Origin of the sequence: Cohnella sp. 56 (genome assembly GCF_037963805.1) — a bacterium.
GTDB lineage: Bacteria > Bacillota > Bacilli > Paenibacillales > Paenibacillaceae > Cohnella.
In genome coordinates this window covers 78,259-96,197 of sequence record NZ_JAZDQE010000019.1, presented here as the reverse complement: position 1 = coordinate 96,197, position 17,939 = coordinate 78,259, and the positions used below count along the sequence as shown (strand labels likewise).

The following is a 17,939-nucleotide window of genomic DNA, read 5'->3' as shown; positions in this document are numbered from 1 at the left end:
GCAAGCGCATGCGCAGCGAGGGGGAGAAGGCCATGACGGCATTGACGGACGAACAACGCATCACACTGCACGGGTTCAACAACCTGACGAAAACGCTGAGCTTCAATATGTACGACATCTGCTACACGAAGACGAAGGAGGAGCGCGAGGCCTACATCGCATACATCGATGAGCAGTACAACTCCGAGCGGCTGACCAAGATTCTGAACGCGGTGGCCGAGATCATCGGCGCCCATGTGCTGAATACGGCGAAGCAGGATTATGTGCCGCAGGGGGCGAGCGTGACACTGCTCGTGTCTGAAGGACCGATCGTGGAGGTGCCGACGGAGTCGTACGAGGAATCGCCCGGTCCGATGCCGGCCAATGTCACGTTGCAGCTCGATAAGAGCCACATTACGGTGCACACGTATCCAGAGTACCACCCTAGCGAGGGGATCAGCACATTCCGCGCGGACATCGACGTCTCCACATGCGGCGAGATCTCGCCGCTCAAGGCGCTGAATTACTTGATCCATTCGTTCGACACCGACATCATGACGATCGATTACCGGGTGCGCGGGTTCACGCGGGACATCAACGGTCACAAGCTGTTCATCGACCACGACATCAACTCCATCCAGAATTATATTCCCGATGCCGTGATCGAGGCGTATGATATGATCGACGTCAACGTGTATCAGGAGCATATTTTTCACACCAAGTGCAAGCTGCGCGAATTCGACCTCAACAACTATCTGTTCGGCTACACCAAGGACAAGTTGACCGAGGCCGAGCAGACGGAGATCACCGAGCGGCTGAAGATCGAGATGGACGAGATTTTCTACGGTAAAAATATTCGTTAGAGGCAGGCGGGGGAGGGGAGCAGGAGTGGGACTTAGAGAGGACGCGGCCAAGCTCAGGCAAGATATCGACGACGAGCAGAATGTGAAGCTCCGGATCGCCCTGTTCGGCCAACCGGGCTCCGGCAAGTCGTCGCTCATCAATCAGATCGTCGGACAGCCGGTCGCGCGCACGGGCGTGACGACCGACACGACGGTAGAGGCGCAGGTCATCGCGCACGAGGAGCTGCTGTTCGTCGATCTGCCCGGCTACGGGACGTCGAGATTTCCGCCCAACGAATGGATGGACCGCTTCCGCCCGGAGGAGCTGGACTTGTTCCTGTGCGTGTTCGCGGGCAAGTTCCACGAGGCGGACACCGCCTTCTTCAAGGAGCTGCGGGCGGCCGGGCGCATCTGTCTGTTCGTCCGCAACAAGCTCGACGATCTCTGGGAGGACGGCCGCACGACGGAGGAGCTGCGGGCGGAGATCGTCGCCGACGTGGAGCGGCAGATCGGCGCGGCGGAGCCGGTCTTCTTCGTCAGCTGCCGGACGCGCGAGGGATTAAGCGAGCTGGTGGACGGAATCAAGGACTCGCTCGCGCCGGCGCTGCGGGACAAGTACGCGCGCTCGGCCAAGGCATTCACCCTCGCGCATCTCGAGGCGAAGAAGGAAGCGTGCGAGAAGTCGGTGTACAAATACGCCGGGCTCGCCGCAGCCAACGGTCTTAACCCGGTGCCGGGCGTCAACGTAGGCGTGGATATGTCCATCATGTACAAGATGTTCGCCGAGATCCGCGCTTCGTACGGGCTCACCGACGAGAAGGTGAACAAGCTGATCCCGTCGCTGCTGCCGCTCGGCAAGCGGGTGCTCGATTACGGGACGAAGGAGGGCATCGTGCTGCTCCTGAAAAAGTTCGCGGGCAAAAGCGCGTCCACGGCGGTCGGCCGCTTCGTGCCGATCGTGGGCCAGGCGATCGCGGCTGCGGCAGGCTTCGGAATGACGCTTGCCGCGGGCAAGTCTTACCTGGGCGATTGCCACGAGCTGGCGCAGCGGATGCTGGAGCAGGAGCTCGGGATCGGTCGGGCGACATGAGCGCCGCCCGTCAAGGTCCCGACAAGCCCGGTCCGGCGCAGACCGTGCTTGAGCGCAATCTCAAGCGGCTCGCGGGGGAACTGGCCGTCATTCCGCGGACGCGCAAGACGGCGCTGCTCGGGCAGCCGGGCGCCGGCAAGTCGGCGCTGCTCGACGCGCTCACCGAACGCAGCTGCCAGCCGCGGCCGGTCGTCGGCCAGCGGACGGATGCCACGTCCTGGGCGGAGGACCCTCATGCGCCCCTGATTCACAGATGCGGCGGCGCCGTCTTCGTCGATGCGCCGGGCTACGGCACGGCGGCCCATCCGTCCGAAGCCTTCTTCAAGCTGTTTCCGTTCCGGTCGTTCGACAGACTGATCGTGCTGTTCAAGGATAAGCTGCATGCGGCGGACGACCGCCTGCTGCTCGGCATCGCACGCAGCGGGCTGACGGAGCGGACACTGCTCGTCCGCAGCTTCGCCGACGGGCTCGCACAGGAAGAACGGGAGGCGCTGCGGCGCGAATGGGCCGCCCGCTTCGCCGGGCCTGTCGTTTTTTACAGCGCGCGGGACCGCAGCGGCCTGCCGGAGATCGCGGCCTTCATCGCAGCAGGGGACGAGAGCTGAGATTCAGATCGCTGCGGGCCGGGTATGATTAAGACGATTGCCGGCCGCGTGCCGGCTCGCGGATTGATGGACGGCAAGCAGTGGCTCGACTTCGTCGGCTATCTTGAACGAGACATCTGACGCAGATCGGGGAACTGGAGCACATAGCCGGATATTGATCCATACGAGCCGGGCGGCAGTGCCCGGCCTTTTAGTTTATTCGTGCCAGGGCGGGACCTGGCATATAATCGCTGCTTCAGCCATGCTGCAGCACCATGCCGCTGCATGAACGCTCGGACAGCCACGCATAATACAGAAGAGCCGGTCGGCTCACCCGTCGCTGCGCGGGCTGCCGGGTTTTTAAGGAGGGCGCACGATGGACGGGGACAACCTCACGCTCCATACCGACAAATATCAGATCAATATGATGTACGCGCATTGGGTGCAGGGCACGCTGAACGAGCGGGCCGTGTTCGAACTTTATTTTCGCAAGCTGCCGTTCGGCAACGGCTACGCGGTATGCGCGGGACTCGAACGGATCGTACGCTACATACGAGCGCTGCGGTTCGGCGATCGGGAGATCGCCTATTTGCGGAGCCAGGAAGAGAATTATGCGCCCGGATTTCTGGAGACGCTGCGGGAATTCCGATTCACGGGAAGTCTGCATGCAGTGCCCGAAGGGACGATCGTATTCCCGAACGAGCCGCTCGTGCGCGTAGAGGCGCGTCTGTTCGAGGCGCATCTGATCGAGACGGCGATGCTCAACTTCCTTAATTATCAGACGCTGATCGCGACCAAGGCGTCCCGGATTCGGCAGGTCGCCCCGGAGGACACGCTGCTCGAATTCGGCACCCGCCGCGCACAGGAAGCGGATGCCGCCGTATGGGGGGCGCGTGCGGCGTACGTGGCCGGCTTCCATGCGACGTCCAATATGCGGGCGGGCATGATGTTCGGCATTCCGACCAAGGGCACGCATGCACATGCCTGGGTCCAGGCGTTCGAGACGGAGGAAGAGGCATTCCGCAAATACGCCGAGGCGCTGCCGGACCAAGTGACATTGCTCGTGGACACGTACGACACGCTCCGCAGCGGGGTACCCGATGCGATTAAGATCGGACAAGCGCTTGCCGCTGCGGGCAAGCGGATGAACGGCATCCGCCTGGACAGCGGGGATCTCGCCTATCTGTCGCAGCAGGCGCGCGCGATGCTCGACGACGCCGGACTTCCGTACGTGCGCATCACCGCCTCCAACGACTTGGACGAGCATATTATCGACAATCTGAAAAGCCAGCGGGCGCGCATCGATGTATGGGGCGTCGGCACCAAGCTGATCACGGCGGCGGATCAGCCCTCGCTCGGTGGGGTCTACAAGATGGTTGCGATCGCGCGCCGAGGCGTCTACGAGCCGGTCATCAAGATCTCGGCGAACCCGGACAAGGTTACGACACCGGGCCTCAAGGACGTATACCGCATCGTCAGCCGGGACACCGGCAAAGCCGAGGGTGACTACATCGCGCTGATGGAGGAAGAGGACATCCGCTCAGGCAAGCGGATCAAGCTTTTCGATCCGGTTCATCCCTATATTCATAAATATATCGATCGCTATGATGCCGTCCCGCTGCTCGTTCCGGTGATTGAGGACGGGGAGGTCGTCCGCGAGCCGCCGTCGCTTGCAGACATTCGCGCCTATCATGACACGCAGCTTGCGTTATTTTGGCCACAGTATTTGCGCAAGCTGAATCCGGAGTTGTACAGAGTTAACTTAAGCGAACGCGCTTGGAAGCTGAAGCTTGATTTGATCGAACAATATCGAAAGGAGGAGGCAAACTGATTTCCAGTAATAACTATTATATGGTAACTGACATTGATATGACATGTAATGGTCTGTCTTGCCTAGCTATTGTCGATGTTTGCCAAAAGAATTCGCTTACATTTAGTGCTTTCCATCGGTGAAGGGCAAACGCGTTAAAGAATAGCCGCTTTTACACGTTAAAATAACCAAAAATTATTTCAACGTTTGATTAAAAAATGTGCAAAATATCATAGATTTCTTAAGAATCTTGCTATATAATCGCCTAGGAGAGAGAGCACACGCAAGAAAACTGGAAATTTATCATGCGAAACTGCTCGATCAAAAATCTGGGGAGGCCAGTACATGAAGACGAGGAAGATTGTGTCAAGTATCCTTACGCTGACGCTGCTCGGCGCTTCGTTGGTTGCATGCGGCGACAAAAACAACAACGCAAGCAGCCCGAGCGCGGGTGCCAGTTCCACTGCCAGCGCACCATCCAGCTCCTCCAGCAAGACCGAACTTGTAATGAACTACCGTGCAGATCCGCCTGCGCTGGACGTATCGATCGCGGAGAGCGCCGCTTCGTTTACGATTCTCGGCGCCATCAGCGAAGGCCTGTACCGTTTGGATAAAGACCTGCAGCCGCAGCCAGCGCTTGCGGACGGCATGCCGACGATCTCGGCCGACGGCCTGGTCTACACGATCAAGCTGAAGTCCGGCCTGACGTGGGCGAACGGCGATCCGCTGACCGCGAATGACTTCGTCTACTCGTTCAAGCGCACCGTCGATCCCCGCACGAAGGCAACCTATGCGTTCATGGTCGCTTGGATCAAGGGCGGCAACGACGTACTGGCCGCCAAGGACGACGCGGCCATCAAGGCTGCGCAGGACAAGATGGGTGTCGTCGCCAAGGACGACACGACGCTGGAGATCACGCTGGACCACCCGGTTCCGTTCTTCACGTCCCAACTGGCATTCCTGAACTTCTACCCGCAGAACGAGAAGTTCGTATCCGCGCTGGGCGACAAGAGCGGCGCAGACGCGGACAAGGTGCTCGGCGCCGGTCCGTTCAAGCTGACGAAGTGGGATCACGAGCAGCAGCTCGTGCTTGAGAAGAACGACAAGTACTGGGATGCAGCCAACGTCAAGCTGACGAAGGTCACCCTGAACATCGTCAAGGATACGGCTACCGGCCTCAACCTGTACGAGACGGGCGGTACGGACTACGCCGATGTCAAGGGCGATCAGATGATCGCTTACAAAGACAAGCCTGACCTGCAAATGAAGAAGGAGCTCGTCACGGGCTACCTGAACTTCCAAGCGACGAAGGTACCTGCATTCGCCAACGTCAAGGTTCGCGAAGCGTTCACGATGGCGATCGACCGCGCCGGCGTAACCAACCTTGTCCTGAAGAACGGCTCCGTGCCTTCGACCGGCTTCGTGCCGGCCGGCAACCAAGACGGCAACGGCAAGGACTTCCGTACGGTCGTAGGCGACACCGAAGCTCCGTTCGACGCAGCCAAGGCCAAGGAACTGCTGGCCGAAGGACTCAAGGAATCCGGCGCTACGCTGCCTAAGCTGTCCATCATCGGCGACGATACGGAGACCGGCAAGAAATTGCTGGAGTACCTCGTATCCCAATGGAAAACGAACCTGGGCGTCGATGTGACGACCGAACCGCTGCCGCACGCGAACCGTCTGGACCGCGAGCTGTCCAAGAACTACCAGATCGTCAGCACGCTGTGGGGCGCGGATTACAACGATCCGATGACCTGGCTCGACATGTTCCTGACCGGCGGTCCGTTCAATACGCAAGACTGGTCGAATGCCGAGTATGACAAGCTGATCAAGGCTGCTCAGCTCGAGACCGACAACGCGAAGCGCGCAGACGAGATGGCGCAAGCCGAGAAGATTCTGTTCTCCGAAGCTGCCGTCACGCCGCTTTACTTCCGCTCCTCGCCGTTCGTTATCAATCCGAAGCTCAAGGATCTGATCCTGCCGCCTTACGGCCCTGATTTCGAACTGAAGTGGGCTCACTTCGAATAATTCAAGCGTCAAGCTTGCATCGCATGTAACGCATCTGGTACAGTCACTGCCAACCATGAGGGAGGCCGTTCTTGAACGGCTTCCTTCATGTGCTTGACGCTTGCAAATTTCGAGAAGGGAGGGTTTTCCATGCTGAAGTACACCTTGCGCAGATTCATTTATATGGTCATTACGCTGTGGGTTGTCGTTACCGTTACGTTTTTCCTGATGAAGCTGCTGCCGGGCAATCCGTTCGGCGAGAACGCATCGAAGCTGTCGCCCCAGAATCTGCAGATTTTGCGGGAGCAATATGGCCTGGACAAACCCGTCTGGCAGCAATATTTGAAGTACATGGGCAAAGTCGTTCAAGGAGACCTCGGCGTTTCCTACCAATATCCGACACGCGACGTCGTAGAAGTCATCAAACACAATTTTCCCGCATCGCTTGAACTTGGGATCGAATCACTGATTTTTGCCGTCATCATCGGCTTATTACTTGGCATTTTCGCGGCGCTGCAGCACAACAAGCTTGGAGATTATTCCGCGATGCTGATCGCTATCATCGGCATCTCCGTGCCTTCGTTCGTTGTCGGCCCGCTGCTCTCATACTTCGTCGGCGTCAAGCTTGGCTGGCTGCCTCCGGGCCTGTGGACAGGTCCCGAACACCGCATTTTGCCGGCGCTCGCGTTGTCGTTCGGCACGATCGCGATCCTGGCCCGCATGATGCGCGCGTCCATGCTGGACGTCGCCAGCCAGGACTATATCAAGACCGCCAAGTCCAAAGGACTGAACAGTCGTTCCATCACGGTCAATCACATGATTCGCAACGCGATTTTGCCGGTCGTCACCATCCTCGGCCCGATCGCCGCCAATGTCGTCACCGGCACACTGATCGTCGAGGAGATTTTTTCCGTGCCCGGCCTCGGCCATCAGTTCGTGCAGTCGATTCTGACGACGGACTATACGATGATCACGGGACTCGCCATCTTCTATGCCGCGATCCTGATCCTCGTCATGTTCATCACGGATATCGCGTACGGTCTGGTCGATCCGCGGATTCGGTTAGGGAAGGGGAGATAGAGCATGGACAATATCGCCAAGAGCCAATTCGAGCCGGCCCTCAAGACCGGAGACAGAGAAGCGATACTCCGCCCCTCCGTCAGCTACTGGCAGGATGCCTGGAGACGTCTTAAGAAAAACAAGCTGGCCATGATCGGACTTGTCGTCATGATCGTCGTCGCCTTGCTCGCCCTCATCGTGCCGCTCGTCAGCGGCTACGACTACGAGACCCAGAACGCGAGCGCCGTCAATCTTCGTCCTTCCGCCGCCCACTACTTCGGCACGGACGACTTCGGACGCGATCTGTGGACGCGCGTCTGGTGGGGGGCCCGCATTTCATTGTTCATCGGCATCATGGCCGCGCTGCTGGACCTTGTGATCGGCGTGCTGTACGGCGGCATCTCCGCCTACTTCGGCGGCAAAGTCGACATGATCATGCAGCGTTTCATCGAAGTTATCTATTCGATCCCGTACCTGCTGCTGTCCATCCTGCTCCTGATGGTGCTCGGGCCGGGCGTATCGACGATTATATTGGCTTATGCCATTACCGGCTGGGTCTCGATGGCCAGACTTGTTCGCGGGCAGATGCTCGTGCTCAAGGAGCAAGAATTCGTACTGGCCGCCAGAGCGCTGGGGGCCAAGCCGTTCCGCATTATTCTGAAGCACCTCATTCCGAACGCGCTCGGCGTCATCGTCGTGCAGATTACGTTCGTCGTGCCGACCGCGATCTTCGCCGAAGCCTTCCTGAGCTTCATCGGTCTCGGCATCAAGCCGCCGCTGGCTTCGCTGGGCAATCTGCTGAGCGACGGCGCCGCGTATATGCGCTATCATCCGCACCGTCTCGTATTCCCGACCATCGTGTTCAGCTTGATACTGCTGAGCTTCAACCTGCTCGGGGACGGCCTGCGGGACGCGCTCGATCCGAAGATGAGAAAATAAGGAGGAGAGTCCGATGAGCACGCCTCTATTGGAAGTAAACAACCTGCGCGTATCGTTCAAGATGCACGCGGGCGAGGTACAAGCGGTTCGCGGCGTCTCCTTTACACTGGATAAAGGCGAAGTGCTCGCAATCGTAGGAGAGTCGGGTTGCGGCAAATCCGTCACGGCCCAGACGCTCATGCGGCTGACGCCGACACCTCCCAGCTATATTAAAGAAGGCTCCATCCTGTATGAAGGCAAAAAGGACATCACCAAGCTGAACGAGGCACAGATGCGGAAGGTCCGCGGCGCCGAGATGGGCATGATCTTCCAGGATCCGATGACCTCGCTCAATCCGACGATGACCGTCGGCATGCAGATCGCCGAGGGCATCCGCAAGCACGAGAAGCTGTCGAAGAAGGCGGCGCTGGCGCGCGCGATCGAGCTGCTCAAGCTCGTCGGCATGTCCAACCCGGAAGGCCGCATTCACCAATATCCGCACGAGCTGTCGGGCGGCATGCGCCAGCGCGTCATGATCGCGATCGCGCTGGCCTGCCGGCCAAAGCTGCTCATTGCGGACGAGCCGACGACCGCGCTCGACGTGACGATCCAAGCGCAGATCATGGACGTCATGCGCGACGTGCAGGAGAAGACAGGCACGTCCATCATTTTGATCACGCACGATCTCGGCGTCGTCGCCGAGCTTGCGCAGCGCGTCATCGTTATGTACGCGGGACAGGTTGCCGAGCAGGGCAGCTTGCACGATATCTTTTATAATCCTCGTCATCCTTATACCTGGGGGCTGCTCAACTCGGTGCCGCGTCTGGACAGCGACAAGAAAAGCGAGCTGTCGTCGATTCCCGGCACGCCGCCGGATCTGTACGCGCCGCCCAAGGGCTGCGCGTTCGCTGCCCGCTGCCCGTACGCGATGAAGATCTGCCAGGAGAACGATCCGCCGCAGTTCGAGATCGACGGACCCGCCCATACGGCGAAGTGCTGGCTGAACCACCCGGACGCCCCCAAGGTAGATAGGCCGATCGAGTCAGGGGGTGCGGCACATGTCTGATGCGCCAATTCTTGAATTGACAGATCTGCGCAAGCATTTTAATCTGTCCGGCGGCCGCGTGCTGAAGGCTGTCGACGGTCTGAACTTCAGCGTCCGACGCGGCGAGACGTTCGGCCTGGTCGGCGAATCCGGCTGCGGCAAGTCGACCGCGGGACGCACGATCATGCAGTTGTACGAGCCGACGTCCGGCAGCATCAAGTTCGACGGACGCGACGTGAGCAGACTCTCGAAGTCCGAGCGGATGAAGTTCACCAAGGAGATGCAGATGGTGTTCCAGGACCCGTACGCATCGCTCAATCCGCGGATGACCGTCGGCAAGATCATCGGCGAAGGCCTCGAGATCCACGGCCTCGCCTCCGGCCGCAAGCGCACGGAGCGCGTCAGCGAGCTGCTGAACGCCGTCGGCCTGAACGAGGAGCATGCGAACCGGTTCCCGCACGAGTTCTCCGGCGGCCAGCGCCAGCGGATCGGCATCGCGCGCGCGCTCGCCATCGAGCCCAAGTTCATCGTCGCGGACGAGCCGATCTCCGCGCTCGACGTATCCGTACAGGCCCAGGTCGTCAACCTGTTCAAGAAGCTCCAGCGCGAGCGCGACCTGACGTACCTGTTCATCGCGCATGACCTGGCGATGGTCAAGCACATCTCGGACCGCATCGGCGTTATGTATCTCGGCAAGCTGGTCGAGGTCGCCGAGTCCGACGAGCTCAACGAGAACCCGCTGCATCCGTACACGCAGTCGCTGCTGTCCGCGATCCCGCTGCCGGACCCCGATCAGCAGAAGTCGCGCGAGCGCATCATTCTGAAGGGCGAGATCCCGAGCCCGCTGAATCCGCCGAGCGGCTGCCCGTTCCGCACGCGCTGCCCGCACGCGATGGACATCTGCGCCAAGACGATGCCCGAGTTCAAAGAAGTCAAGCCCGACCACTACGTCGCTTGCCATCTATACTAATCATCGAACGACACACGCCGGAGGATACGCCCTCCGGCGTGTTTTTTGATGTGCTGCGCGTCTTGCGAACCCCCCGAACCACGCAAGCCCCGCAAGCCCCGCAAGCCCCGCAAGCCCCGCAAGCCCCGCAAGCCCCGCAAGCCCCGCAAGCCCCGCAAGCCCCGCAAGCCCCGCAAGCCCCGCAAGCCCCGCAAGCCCCGCAAGCCCCGCAAGCCCGCAACCTCCGCGAACCCCGCGAACCCCGGCAACCACCGCAAGCCCGGCAAGCCCCGCTAACCCCGGCAACCCCCGCAAGCCCCGCAAGCCCCGCAAGCCCCGCAACCTCCCGCAAACTCGGTGAGCCTTTCCCAGCCAATCTCCCGTTAACTGCAAATATGCAGTTAAATGGGGCGTCATCTCCCCGCATTGTCTGATAACTGCAAATATGCATCTAATTTCTTCATATCCGCCAAATTATCGCTTAGCACGACTAGCTAACTGTATATTTGCAGTTAATCATTCGAATTCATCCAAGAATGAACGAATTAGCTGTATATTTGCAGTTAATTTATTCGCATCTCGCATCTCGCTTCTACAGCCACAGCCACCTCATATTACAGCTTTACAGCTGCCTCCACGCTGCTTCTTTGGCTTCATAACGAACATTGCGGTGATGGCGGGGGCCTCTAGTGACCGAGAATAGACCGTTCTCGCACAGTTGGATCAGCGCCCGCACAGCTACTCTATGATTGATGCCGAGATGGGACTCGACGTCGATCGGACGAATGGGACGCGCCAAGGTGGCGGCCAGTCGAACGATCTCTTTTTCGATCAGCTTGTCCATTCCTAGCGGAGCAATCTGCGCGTGATACCGGCTCATCAGCAAACGGAGCAGCGTCACGCACAAATCCGGCCTCGCCGCCACATCGTCATAGGCGAAGCTCACGACCTGATAGCCCATCGCAGTCAGATACGTCTCTCGATTCAGCTCGTTGCAGTATTTGTGCCGGTCCATATCCCGGACATGCGGGCCGAAGCCCTTGATCTCGATAACGAGCTTCACCGCCGGCCCGATCCATACGAAGTCGCAAAAATACGACAAGCCGCGCCAGTCTCTCACCTCATACTCCGGGTGCAGGCCGTCGAAGTGTCCGTGCAGCTTCCACCATACGTTTTTGCAGAACAGCTTCTCCGCCTCGCGATGTCCGCGTTCCAGCCTGCCTCTTCGCTCGCCCGATCTCGCAGCCATGTGCCTTGCGATAAATGTCTCATGCGTCTCCTCAAACCCCATCTATCCGCCGACCTCCCGGAAAATAAAAACGTCCCGCCGGCATCCGCTTAGGAATGCTGACGGGACGTTCTTCGTCTCGATAACATGATTATAGTGGAAAACCCGTACAGCGGCAATCCGATTATCCGAGCGACAGAGGCCAGTGGGGTTGAATAGTTGCTGACCCCATATACGGCGCGAAGTACGTGACGGCTCGAACCTCGCTGCGATCTCGCTGCGAACCGGCTACACTCCCGCTGCACTCCCGCTGCACTCCCGCTGCACTCCCGCTGCACTCCCGCTGCACTCCCGCTGCACTCCCGCTGCACTCCCGCTGCACTCCCGTTGCGAACCCGCTGCACTCCCGCTGCGAACCCGCCTTCTTACTTCAATCCCGCCCAAGCCGGCTCCTGCACTTCGAGCCAGCGGTTGCGGATGTCGAGGATCTCGCGGTCGGGGAGCTTGCCCTTCGCCGCGCAGCCGATGTTCTGCCTGAAGTGCTCGAGCTTGGTCGTGCCCACGATCGCCGTATCGACGTAGGGGACGGACAGGACGAAGCGGAGCGCTTTCTCGGCGATGACATCCGAACTTTGCTGCAGGAACGGATAGCTCAGCTTGTCGAGACGCTCGACATACGGGTCGGGCGCATTCTCGAGGCCTTGTCTGACCCAGACGGCGTTGGCGATCGGCCGCTTGGCGATGATGCCCATATCGAGCTTGGCCGCCTCGCTCACGGTGAGCTGCAGCGACTCTTGATCGGCGATGTTGATCGACGTCTCCAGCGCGTCGAAGACGCCGGTGTTCACCGCATAGAGCGCATCCGTGCTGTCGCCGCTGTAGCCGATGTACCGCGTCAGACCCTCGCGCTTCAGCTCGCGCAGCGCTTCGATCAGCTCGCCCTGACGCAGGATCGCTTCGGAGCAGCTGTGAAGCATCATCAGATCGACATAGTCGGTCTTCAGATCGCGCAGCGTGCGCTCGATGCTCGGACGGACGTTGCGCACGTCCCAGTCGGGATAGGGGAGACCGACGCTCTCGCCTTCGCCAAGCTTGCTGAATACGTAGTATTCGCTCCGGCGGCTCGACAGGAACTGACCGATCAGGCTCTCGCTGCGCTTGTAGCTGGACGCCGAGTCCAGCACGTTGACGCCTTCGTCGATCAGTGCGTTCAGCAGTTCTCCGACCTCTTGATCCGTTGCCGTCGAGCTGTCCATGCCGATCTCCGCGCTGCCGAAGCCGAGCACGGACACCTTCATATCCGTTTTGCCGAATTTACGTGTCTCCAATCTATTCCCTCCTATGGATCGATTCATCGAGCTTATTTTTTTGTACCCGAGGCGGGCGATCCCAACGCAGCAAATGGTGCAGAGACTTGCGGCGGGCGGTCTGCGCGGCGGAAAAATTTTATCGACTAGGCATTCACCTGGAGCTAGACATTCACCTGAGCTGGGCATTCGCCTGCAACTGGGCATTCACCTATGAGCCGGTCGCCGCATATTGTGCTTGCAAGGGCATTCATGCGCACTCGCCAAGACGAAGCCGCGTTCGGGCATGTCTCAGTCCGCCGCGTTGCCGATGCCCGTCTGCGCTTTTCGCATTTGAAGCGCGGCAGTGCTAAAATAAAAAGAACTGCTAGTCCGCAACACAATCGGAAGGAGATCGGAATATGGCGAACACCTATGTATACACGCGCAGGGAGGAAGTAGCCAACGCCATCACGCATGGTCTGGGCGCAGTGCTCAGCGTGTCGGCGCTCACGATTCTCGTCGTCTATGCCAGCCTGTACGGCACGGCCTGGCATGTGACGAGCTTTGCCATCTACGGTACGACGATGCTGCTGCTGTATACGGCGTCGACGCTCGTGCATGCCCTTCAGGAGGGCAAGCTCAAAGACCTGTTCGAGACATTCGATCATTCCTGCATTTATTTGTTTATCGCCGGCACGTATACGCCGATCCTGCTCACTGTGCTTCGCAGCCCGCTTGGCTGGACGTTGTTCGGTCTCGTATGGGGGCTCGCCATAGGCGGCGTCATTTTTAAAGCGTTCTTTACCAAAAAATTTCTGTATTTGTCCACGCTCGTCTATATTTTGATGGGCTGGATGATCGTATTTGCCTGGGGGCCGCTCACGGAGGCGCTGTCCACCGGGGGCATCAGACTGCTGATCGGCGGCGGGCTGCTTTATACTGTCGGCGCGATATTTTACGTGTGGAGGGGATTTCCTTACCATCATGCGATTTGGCATTTGTTCGTGCTCGGCGGATCGGTTGCGCATTTCTTCGCCATTTTGTTGTTCGTACTGCGGATTTACTAATATTTCCCCGGAAATTGTAGTAAAATGATGATTTGAGTCGTCATCACTTTTCGGGGGAAGCTTCATGATCAATACGCTTATCGCCAATTTCGCATTGCTGACCGCATTTTTATTTTTCTTCAACGCCCTGTTCGGCGAATACGGGACCAAAGGCGACGCGCCTCGGCGCATCATCGTATATGGTGCCGTATCTTACGGAGTTTTCGGCCTCGTGCTTATGTATTTCAGCGTACGTCTCGACGCGCACTCCTTGTTGGATTTTCGGCAATTGATGATTATATGTTCGGCGGCCTTCGGCGGGCTGTTCGCTTCGCTGATCACGGCCGCCATTGTTGTGATCGGCCGCATCGTGATGTTCGGCGGCGTGAACGAAGCCTCGCTGATCGCGTCGGCGTCAGCACTCGTGCTGGCTGTCGGCAGCGGTCTTTTGCGTCGGGTACTGGCGCGCGGCGCGTGGCAGTTCTGGTTTTATTCCGTATTGCTTTGCATGGTGTGTACGGCGATTACGATCGGCGTTTTGTTCGGTGCGCAGGCATGGGACATTCTTCCTCCCTATTATCTCATTATTATTATAGGAGGAATATTCGTCGCCGGCTTGACGTCCTATTTCTCGACGGCCAACCGGCTCCAGTTGGAGCTGAGTTCGAGCGAGCGCCGCTACAGACAGCTGCACATTCTTCAGGAGTCGATTCTCCAGTCGGCATCGGATGTGGCGATCGTCGCTGCGGATCTGGCCGGCCGCATCACCCTGTTCAACAGAGGCGCCGAGAGACTGCTGGGCTATGAGGCCGGCGACGTCGTCGGCCGGTTCATGCCGCTCGCAGATGCGGCCGATGAGCAAGCGGACAAGCCCCGCCCCAACCGGCCGAGTCCCGCCAGCACAGACGCGTTAACCGCGTTCGTGCAGCGCATGATGCTCCGCACAGGCGAAGGACAGGAATGGACGATCGAGCGCAGAGACGGCAGCAGCTTCGTCGCCAATGTAATCGTATCGCATGTGCGCGATTCGGATGGAGGCGTCATCGGTTATATGAGCGTCTCCACCGATATCACCGAGCGCAAGCTCGCCGAGGAGAAGCTGAAGGAAGCCAACAGCCTGCTGCAGCGCCTGTCTCTGCTGGACGGCCTCACGGGCATACCGAACCGGCGGCGCTTCGATCAGGATCTGCACGCGGCCTGGACGACGGCCCGGGCCCAGCGGGGGCGGCTGTCGCTCATCATGTTCGATATCGACTTCTTCAAAAAATATAACGATGCATACGGGCACCAGGCGGGGGACGAATGCCTGATTCGGGTAGCGTCCGCATCGGCGGGCTGTCTGCGCGGAGAAGCGGACATGGTGGCCAGATACGGCGGCGAGGAGTTCGGCGTGATCATGCCGGGCGCAGGAGCGGACGAGGCTGCGGCGCTGGCGGAGCAGATCCGGGCGGCTGTCGTCGCGCTGGCGATACCGCATTCGGGCTCAAGCGAGGGGATCGTCAGCTTGAGCCTGGGCGTAGCCTGCGCGGTGCCGGACGACAGCGGGGGCGAACGGCAGCTGATCGCGCAGGCGGACGCGGCCCTTTATGAGGCCAAGCAGGCGGGACGGAACCGTGTGACGAGCGCCTCGGCCGTCGAGCAGCCGGCAGCCGGCTCATGATCGCGCCGCTTTTCACGGCAGCTTGTTTGGTTTGCGTCCGCCAGGTTTAATTAGGGGTAAGCGATTAAACCATGCTCGGCGGGGGGCGATAACACTGAAGCATCATGTCAACAGCTGGTCTTTTGAGAAATGGATGGGGCCGCTCGCATATGTCGCGTGGGACCAGGAAGCGATGGCGATGACGGAGGAAGTAGAGGATCATCCGGCGCTGCTGGGGCTGTTCGAGCTGATCGGCAGGCTGGGCGCTGAGGGCTACGGCGGCGTGGAGCTGGCCTATCCTCACCTGAAGGACCGCAGCGACGAGGGGCTCGCCGAGCTGAGGCGGATTGCAGGCCTGGCGGGCGTCGAGCTGAATTCGCTGCTGCTCGACTTCGGCGAACCGGGCACGGCAGACGAGGTCAGGCACGATGCCGAGATGGCGCTGTACCGGGAATGGATCGACGCCGCGGCCAAGGCCGGATTCCGGCGGGTGCGGATCGGCGCGGGCGAGGGCAGCGGGGACAGCGAGGCCGCGTTCGTACGCGCCGCAGAGACGCTGGTCCTCCTGTCCGCCTACGCGGAGCATGCGGGCATCAGAGTCGTTACGGAAAATCTCGGTTCCTTGCTCGGCAGTTCCGATCGCGTCCTCCGGATGCTGAGCGATACCGGGGGCAAGGTCGGACTGACGGCGGACTATGGCAACTTCAAGGACGACAAGTACCGCCAACTGGAGGAAATCCTGCCTCGCGCCGAGACGGTGCATGCCAAGGCGAGGGAAGACGGCGGCGGACAGCTGGATTCGATGGACTTCAGGCGTTGCGTGGAGTTGACCCGGAAGACGGGCTATGCGGGGCCGCTGTCGCTAACCTATCTCGGCGAAGGCGACCCTTGGATCAAGCTGGCCGAGATGCGGGAGCTGTCGGCGATCGGGTCCGCGAGCTTCAAGCTGCTGTAATCGCAGCGAAGTTTATAATCTCATATTTACAAGGCCGCATACTGCCCGCAAGCTTCGTCCGCGAAGCTACGATCATGCGCGTCTTGAACAGCCGCGGGCCGATGCTCGCGGTTTTTTGCTACGATACGACGCATGCGGCAGTCGTTCATCGGCTGCCGCACGGACAAGGAGGAACTTCGCATGCAGACAGGATCAACCGCTCTACAGATGGCGGCCTATGTCGCTTCGTACGACTACCGCGCCCAGGAACCGGCGGAGCGCTACTTCGACTATGCGAGGGCGGTCGCGCGCCTCGCGGGACTGCTGTCGGAGCGCTTCGGCTGCGCAGTCAAGCTTTACGATCAAGGCGACCAGGGGGACGTGTGGGAAGGTCTGGCCGAAGACATCGTCTCCGAGTATCCGGGGCTCGTCCATATCGCCTCGGTCTTCGATCTCGTAGAGTCCAGGCAGATCGCCTTCGAGCCGAGACTTGGCGAGCCGAACTATAGAATGCTGCCCTCGATTCGCAACAATGTGTTCGCCTACCCCGAATACCGCGTAGCGTTGGTAAGAGTGCCGATGCTCGTGCACTTCGGCCTGGGCACCGAGGACCTGATCTTCGCGGCCGACGACGAGCAGTTGAGCGCTTGCCTTCAGGCGATCCAGCAGCGTCGGTCGGAGGAGCCCAAGATGCACGTATACACCGATGCGCGGGAAGGTCTTCAGCATTGCCGCGAGCCGATCTCCCAGGCGATCCCCCGCGAGGATGTAATGATGGAAGAAGCGCTCAAGCAGCAGATTTTCCGCTCCGTCGACGAGTTTTTCGGCGGCGACCGCACTTTTTTTCAGCAATATCAGATCCCCTACAAGCGCGGCATTCTGCTCTACGGCAAGCCGGGCAACGGCAAGACGACGCTCGTCAAGTCGATCGCGGGCAGCGTCGAGGCGCCCGTCTCCTATTGGCAGATCACCGAATATACGAACAGCGAATCGATCCGCGAAGTATTCGCCGCCGCCGTCAAGCAGGCTCCGGCCATCCTCATCATCGAGGACATCGATTCGATGCCCGATTCGTGCCGCTCCTTCTTCTTGAACATTCTGGACGGCGCGACGGCCAAGGAGGGCGTCTTCCTGATCGGTACGACCAACTATCCGCAGAAGATCGATCCCGCGCTCATCAATCGGGCCGGCCGCTTCGACCGTGCCTATGAGGTGAAGCTCCCGGACGAGGCGATGCGCCTGGACTATCTGCGGCGCAAAGGCTTGCCGGAGCTGGCCGGCGAAGAGCAGGCGATCCATGCGGCGGAGCGTACCGAAGGCTTCTCGCTCGCTCAGTTGAACGAGCTGTACGTATCCGCCGCGCTGCAGAAGCGCTACGAGGATCGCATCGATCTGGAGCAGCTCGTGCTGGGTCTGCGCAACGACCTGGACAAGGGGAACAAGCGGAATTGGCTGAGCGGTTCGGACTGGGGAGGTCCCTCTAATAGGATTGGATTCCAATGAAAATAGTAGGGATTAAT

15 protein-coding genes are annotated in these 17,939 nt (G+C 59.8%); 13 read left to right on the top strand and 2 right to left on the bottom strand.

Translation table 11 applies throughout. The features are described 5' to 3' along the window. Positions 1 to 32 precede the first annotated feature (32 nt). From speD to VQ071_RS25255, 9 genes are all read left to right on the top strand, one after another. Complete coding sequence (gene speD, locus VQ071_RS25295) at positions 33 to 842, top strand: adenosylmethionine decarboxylase (protein WP_340517062.1); 810 nt, start codon at positions 33 to 35, stop codon at positions 840 to 842. Positions 843 to 867: 25 nt separating this feature from the next. Then, entirely contained in the window at positions 868 to 1,911 is a 1,044-nt protein-coding gene (locus tag VQ071_RS25290) for a GTPase (protein WP_340517060.1), read from the top strand. After that, entirely contained in the window at positions 1,908 to 2,516 is a 609-nt protein-coding gene (locus VQ071_RS25285) for a GTPase domain-containing protein (protein WP_340517058.1), read from the top strand. Before VQ071_RS25290 ends, VQ071_RS25285 begins: the two co-directional genes overlap by 4 nt. 355 nt (positions 2,517 to 2,871) lie before the next feature. Next, the gene (locus tag VQ071_RS25280; protein WP_340517056.1) at positions 2,872 to 4,326 is read left to right on the top strand and encodes a nicotinate phosphoribosyltransferase; all 1,455 of its coding nucleotides are present in this window, start codon (positions 2,872 to 2,874) and stop codon (positions 4,324 to 4,326) included. A gap of 324 nt (positions 4,327 to 4,650) precedes the next feature. Further along, a complete protein-coding gene (locus VQ071_RS25275) occupies positions 4,651 to 6,333 on the top strand; it encodes a peptide ABC transporter substrate-binding protein (RefSeq protein ID WP_340517054.1) in 1,683 nt (560 codons plus the stop codon). A gap of 129 nt (positions 6,334 to 6,462) precedes the next feature. Further along, a complete protein-coding gene (locus VQ071_RS25270; RefSeq protein WP_340517052.1) occupies positions 6,463 to 7,392 on the top strand; it encodes an ABC transporter permease in 930 nt (309 codons plus the stop codon). 3 nt (positions 7,393 to 7,395) lie between these two features. Continuing rightward, on the top strand, positions 7,396 to 8,310 hold the full coding sequence (locus VQ071_RS25265) for an ABC transporter permease (protein ID WP_340517051.1): 915 nt from the start codon (positions 7,396 to 7,398) through the stop codon (positions 8,308 to 8,310). A 13-nt stretch (positions 8,311 to 8,323) separates the two neighbouring features. After that, entirely contained in the window at positions 8,324 to 9,355 is a 1,032-nt protein-coding gene (locus tag VQ071_RS25260) for an ABC transporter ATP-binding protein (protein ID WP_340517049.1), read from the top strand. Next, a complete protein-coding gene (locus VQ071_RS25255; RefSeq protein ID WP_340517047.1) occupies positions 9,348 to 10,304 on the top strand; it encodes an ABC transporter ATP-binding protein in 957 nt (318 codons plus the stop codon). Before VQ071_RS25260 ends, VQ071_RS25255 begins: the two co-directional genes overlap by 8 nt. Positions 10,305 to 10,905: 601 nt before the next feature. On the opposite strand, the gene VQ071_RS25250 is transcribed toward VQ071_RS25255, so the two are convergent. Beyond that, the gene (locus VQ071_RS25250; protein WP_340517045.1) at positions 10,906 to 11,574 is read right to left on the bottom strand and encodes a DUF559 domain-containing protein; all 669 of its coding nucleotides are present in this window, start codon (positions 11,572 to 11,574) and stop codon (positions 10,906 to 10,908) included. Positions 11,575 to 11,936: 362 nt separating this feature from the next. Beyond that, positions 11,937 to 12,839: an aldo/keto reductase gene (locus VQ071_RS25245; protein WP_340517043.1), complete on the bottom strand. Its 903-nt coding sequence runs from the start codon at positions 12,837 to 12,839 to the stop codon at positions 11,937 to 11,939. Positions 12,840 to 13,219: 380 nt separating this feature from the next. On the opposite strand from VQ071_RS25245, the gene trhA reads away from it, so the two are divergent. The 4 genes from trhA to VQ071_RS25225 all read left to right on the top strand — a co-directional run bounded on the left by trhA (position 13,220) and on the right by VQ071_RS25225 (position 17,922). Then, the gene (gene trhA / locus VQ071_RS25240; protein ID WP_340517041.1) at positions 13,220 to 13,867 is read left to right on the top strand and encodes a PAQR family membrane homeostasis protein TrhA; all 648 of its coding nucleotides are present in this window, start codon (positions 13,220 to 13,222) and stop codon (positions 13,865 to 13,867) included. Between the two features lie 64 nt (positions 13,868 to 13,931). Continuing rightward, positions 13,932 to 15,506 (top strand): diguanylate cyclase, encoded by a 1,575-nt coding sequence (locus tag VQ071_RS25235; protein ID WP_340517039.1) that lies wholly within the window; start codon positions 13,932 to 13,934, stop codon positions 15,504 to 15,506. 178 nt (positions 15,507 to 15,684) lie between these two features. Then, positions 15,685 to 16,440 carry a sugar phosphate isomerase/epimerase family protein gene (locus VQ071_RS25230; RefSeq protein WP_340517037.1) on the top strand — a complete coding sequence of 252 codons (756 nt, stop codon included), beginning with the start codon at positions 15,685 to 15,687 and terminating at the stop codon, positions 16,438 to 16,440. Between the two features lie 180 nt (positions 16,441 to 16,620). Further along, entirely contained in the window at positions 16,621 to 17,922 is a 1,302-nt protein-coding gene (locus tag VQ071_RS25225; protein WP_340517035.1) for an ATP-binding protein, read from the top strand. The last annotated feature ends 17 nt before the right edge of the window (positions 17,923 to 17,939 follow it).

Excerpts from the sequence above, each read along its gene's own strand:
- VQ071_RS25250 (WP_340517045.1), bottom strand. The coding sequence starts at position 11,574 with ATGGGGTTTGAGGAGACGCATGAGACATTTATCGCAAGGCACATGGCT.
- VQ071_RS25260 (WP_340517049.1), top strand. The coding sequence starts at position 8,324 with ATGAGCACGCCTCTATTGGAAGTAAACAACCTGCGCGTATCGTTCAAG.
- VQ071_RS25255 (WP_340517047.1), top strand. The coding sequence starts at position 9,348 with ATGTCTGATGCGCCAATTCTTGAATTGACAGATCTGCGCAAGCATTTT.
- VQ071_RS25230 (WP_340517037.1), top strand. The coding sequence starts at position 15,685 with ATGACGGAGGAAGTAGAGGATCATCCGGCGCTGCTGGGGCTGTTCGAG.
- VQ071_RS25285 (WP_340517058.1), top strand. The coding sequence starts at position 1,908 with ATGAGCGCCGCCCGTCAAGGTCCCGACAAGCCCGGTCCGGCGCAGACC.
- speD (WP_340517062.1), top strand. The coding sequence starts at position 33 with ATGACGGCATTGACGGACGAACAACGCATCACACTGCACGGGTTCAAC.
- trhA (WP_340517041.1), top strand. The coding sequence starts at position 13,220 with ATGGCGAACACCTATGTATACACGCGCAGGGAGGAAGTAGCCAACGCC.
- VQ071_RS25225 (WP_340517035.1), top strand. The coding sequence starts at position 16,621 with ATGCAGACAGGATCAACCGCTCTACAGATGGCGGCCTATGTCGCTTCG.
- VQ071_RS25280 (WP_340517056.1), top strand. The coding sequence starts at position 2,872 with ATGGACGGGGACAACCTCACGCTCCATACCGACAAATATCAGATCAAT.
- VQ071_RS25275 (WP_340517054.1), top strand. The coding sequence starts at position 4,651 with ATGAAGACGAGGAAGATTGTGTCAAGTATCCTTACGCTGACGCTGCTC.
- VQ071_RS25235 (WP_340517039.1), top strand. The coding sequence starts at position 13,932 with ATGATCAATACGCTTATCGCCAATTTCGCATTGCTGACCGCATTTTTA.
- VQ071_RS25265 (WP_340517051.1), top strand. The coding sequence starts at position 7,396 with ATGGACAATATCGCCAAGAGCCAATTCGAGCCGGCCCTCAAGACCGGA.
- VQ071_RS25270 (WP_340517052.1), top strand. The coding sequence starts at position 6,463 with ATGCTGAAGTACACCTTGCGCAGATTCATTTATATGGTCATTACGCTG.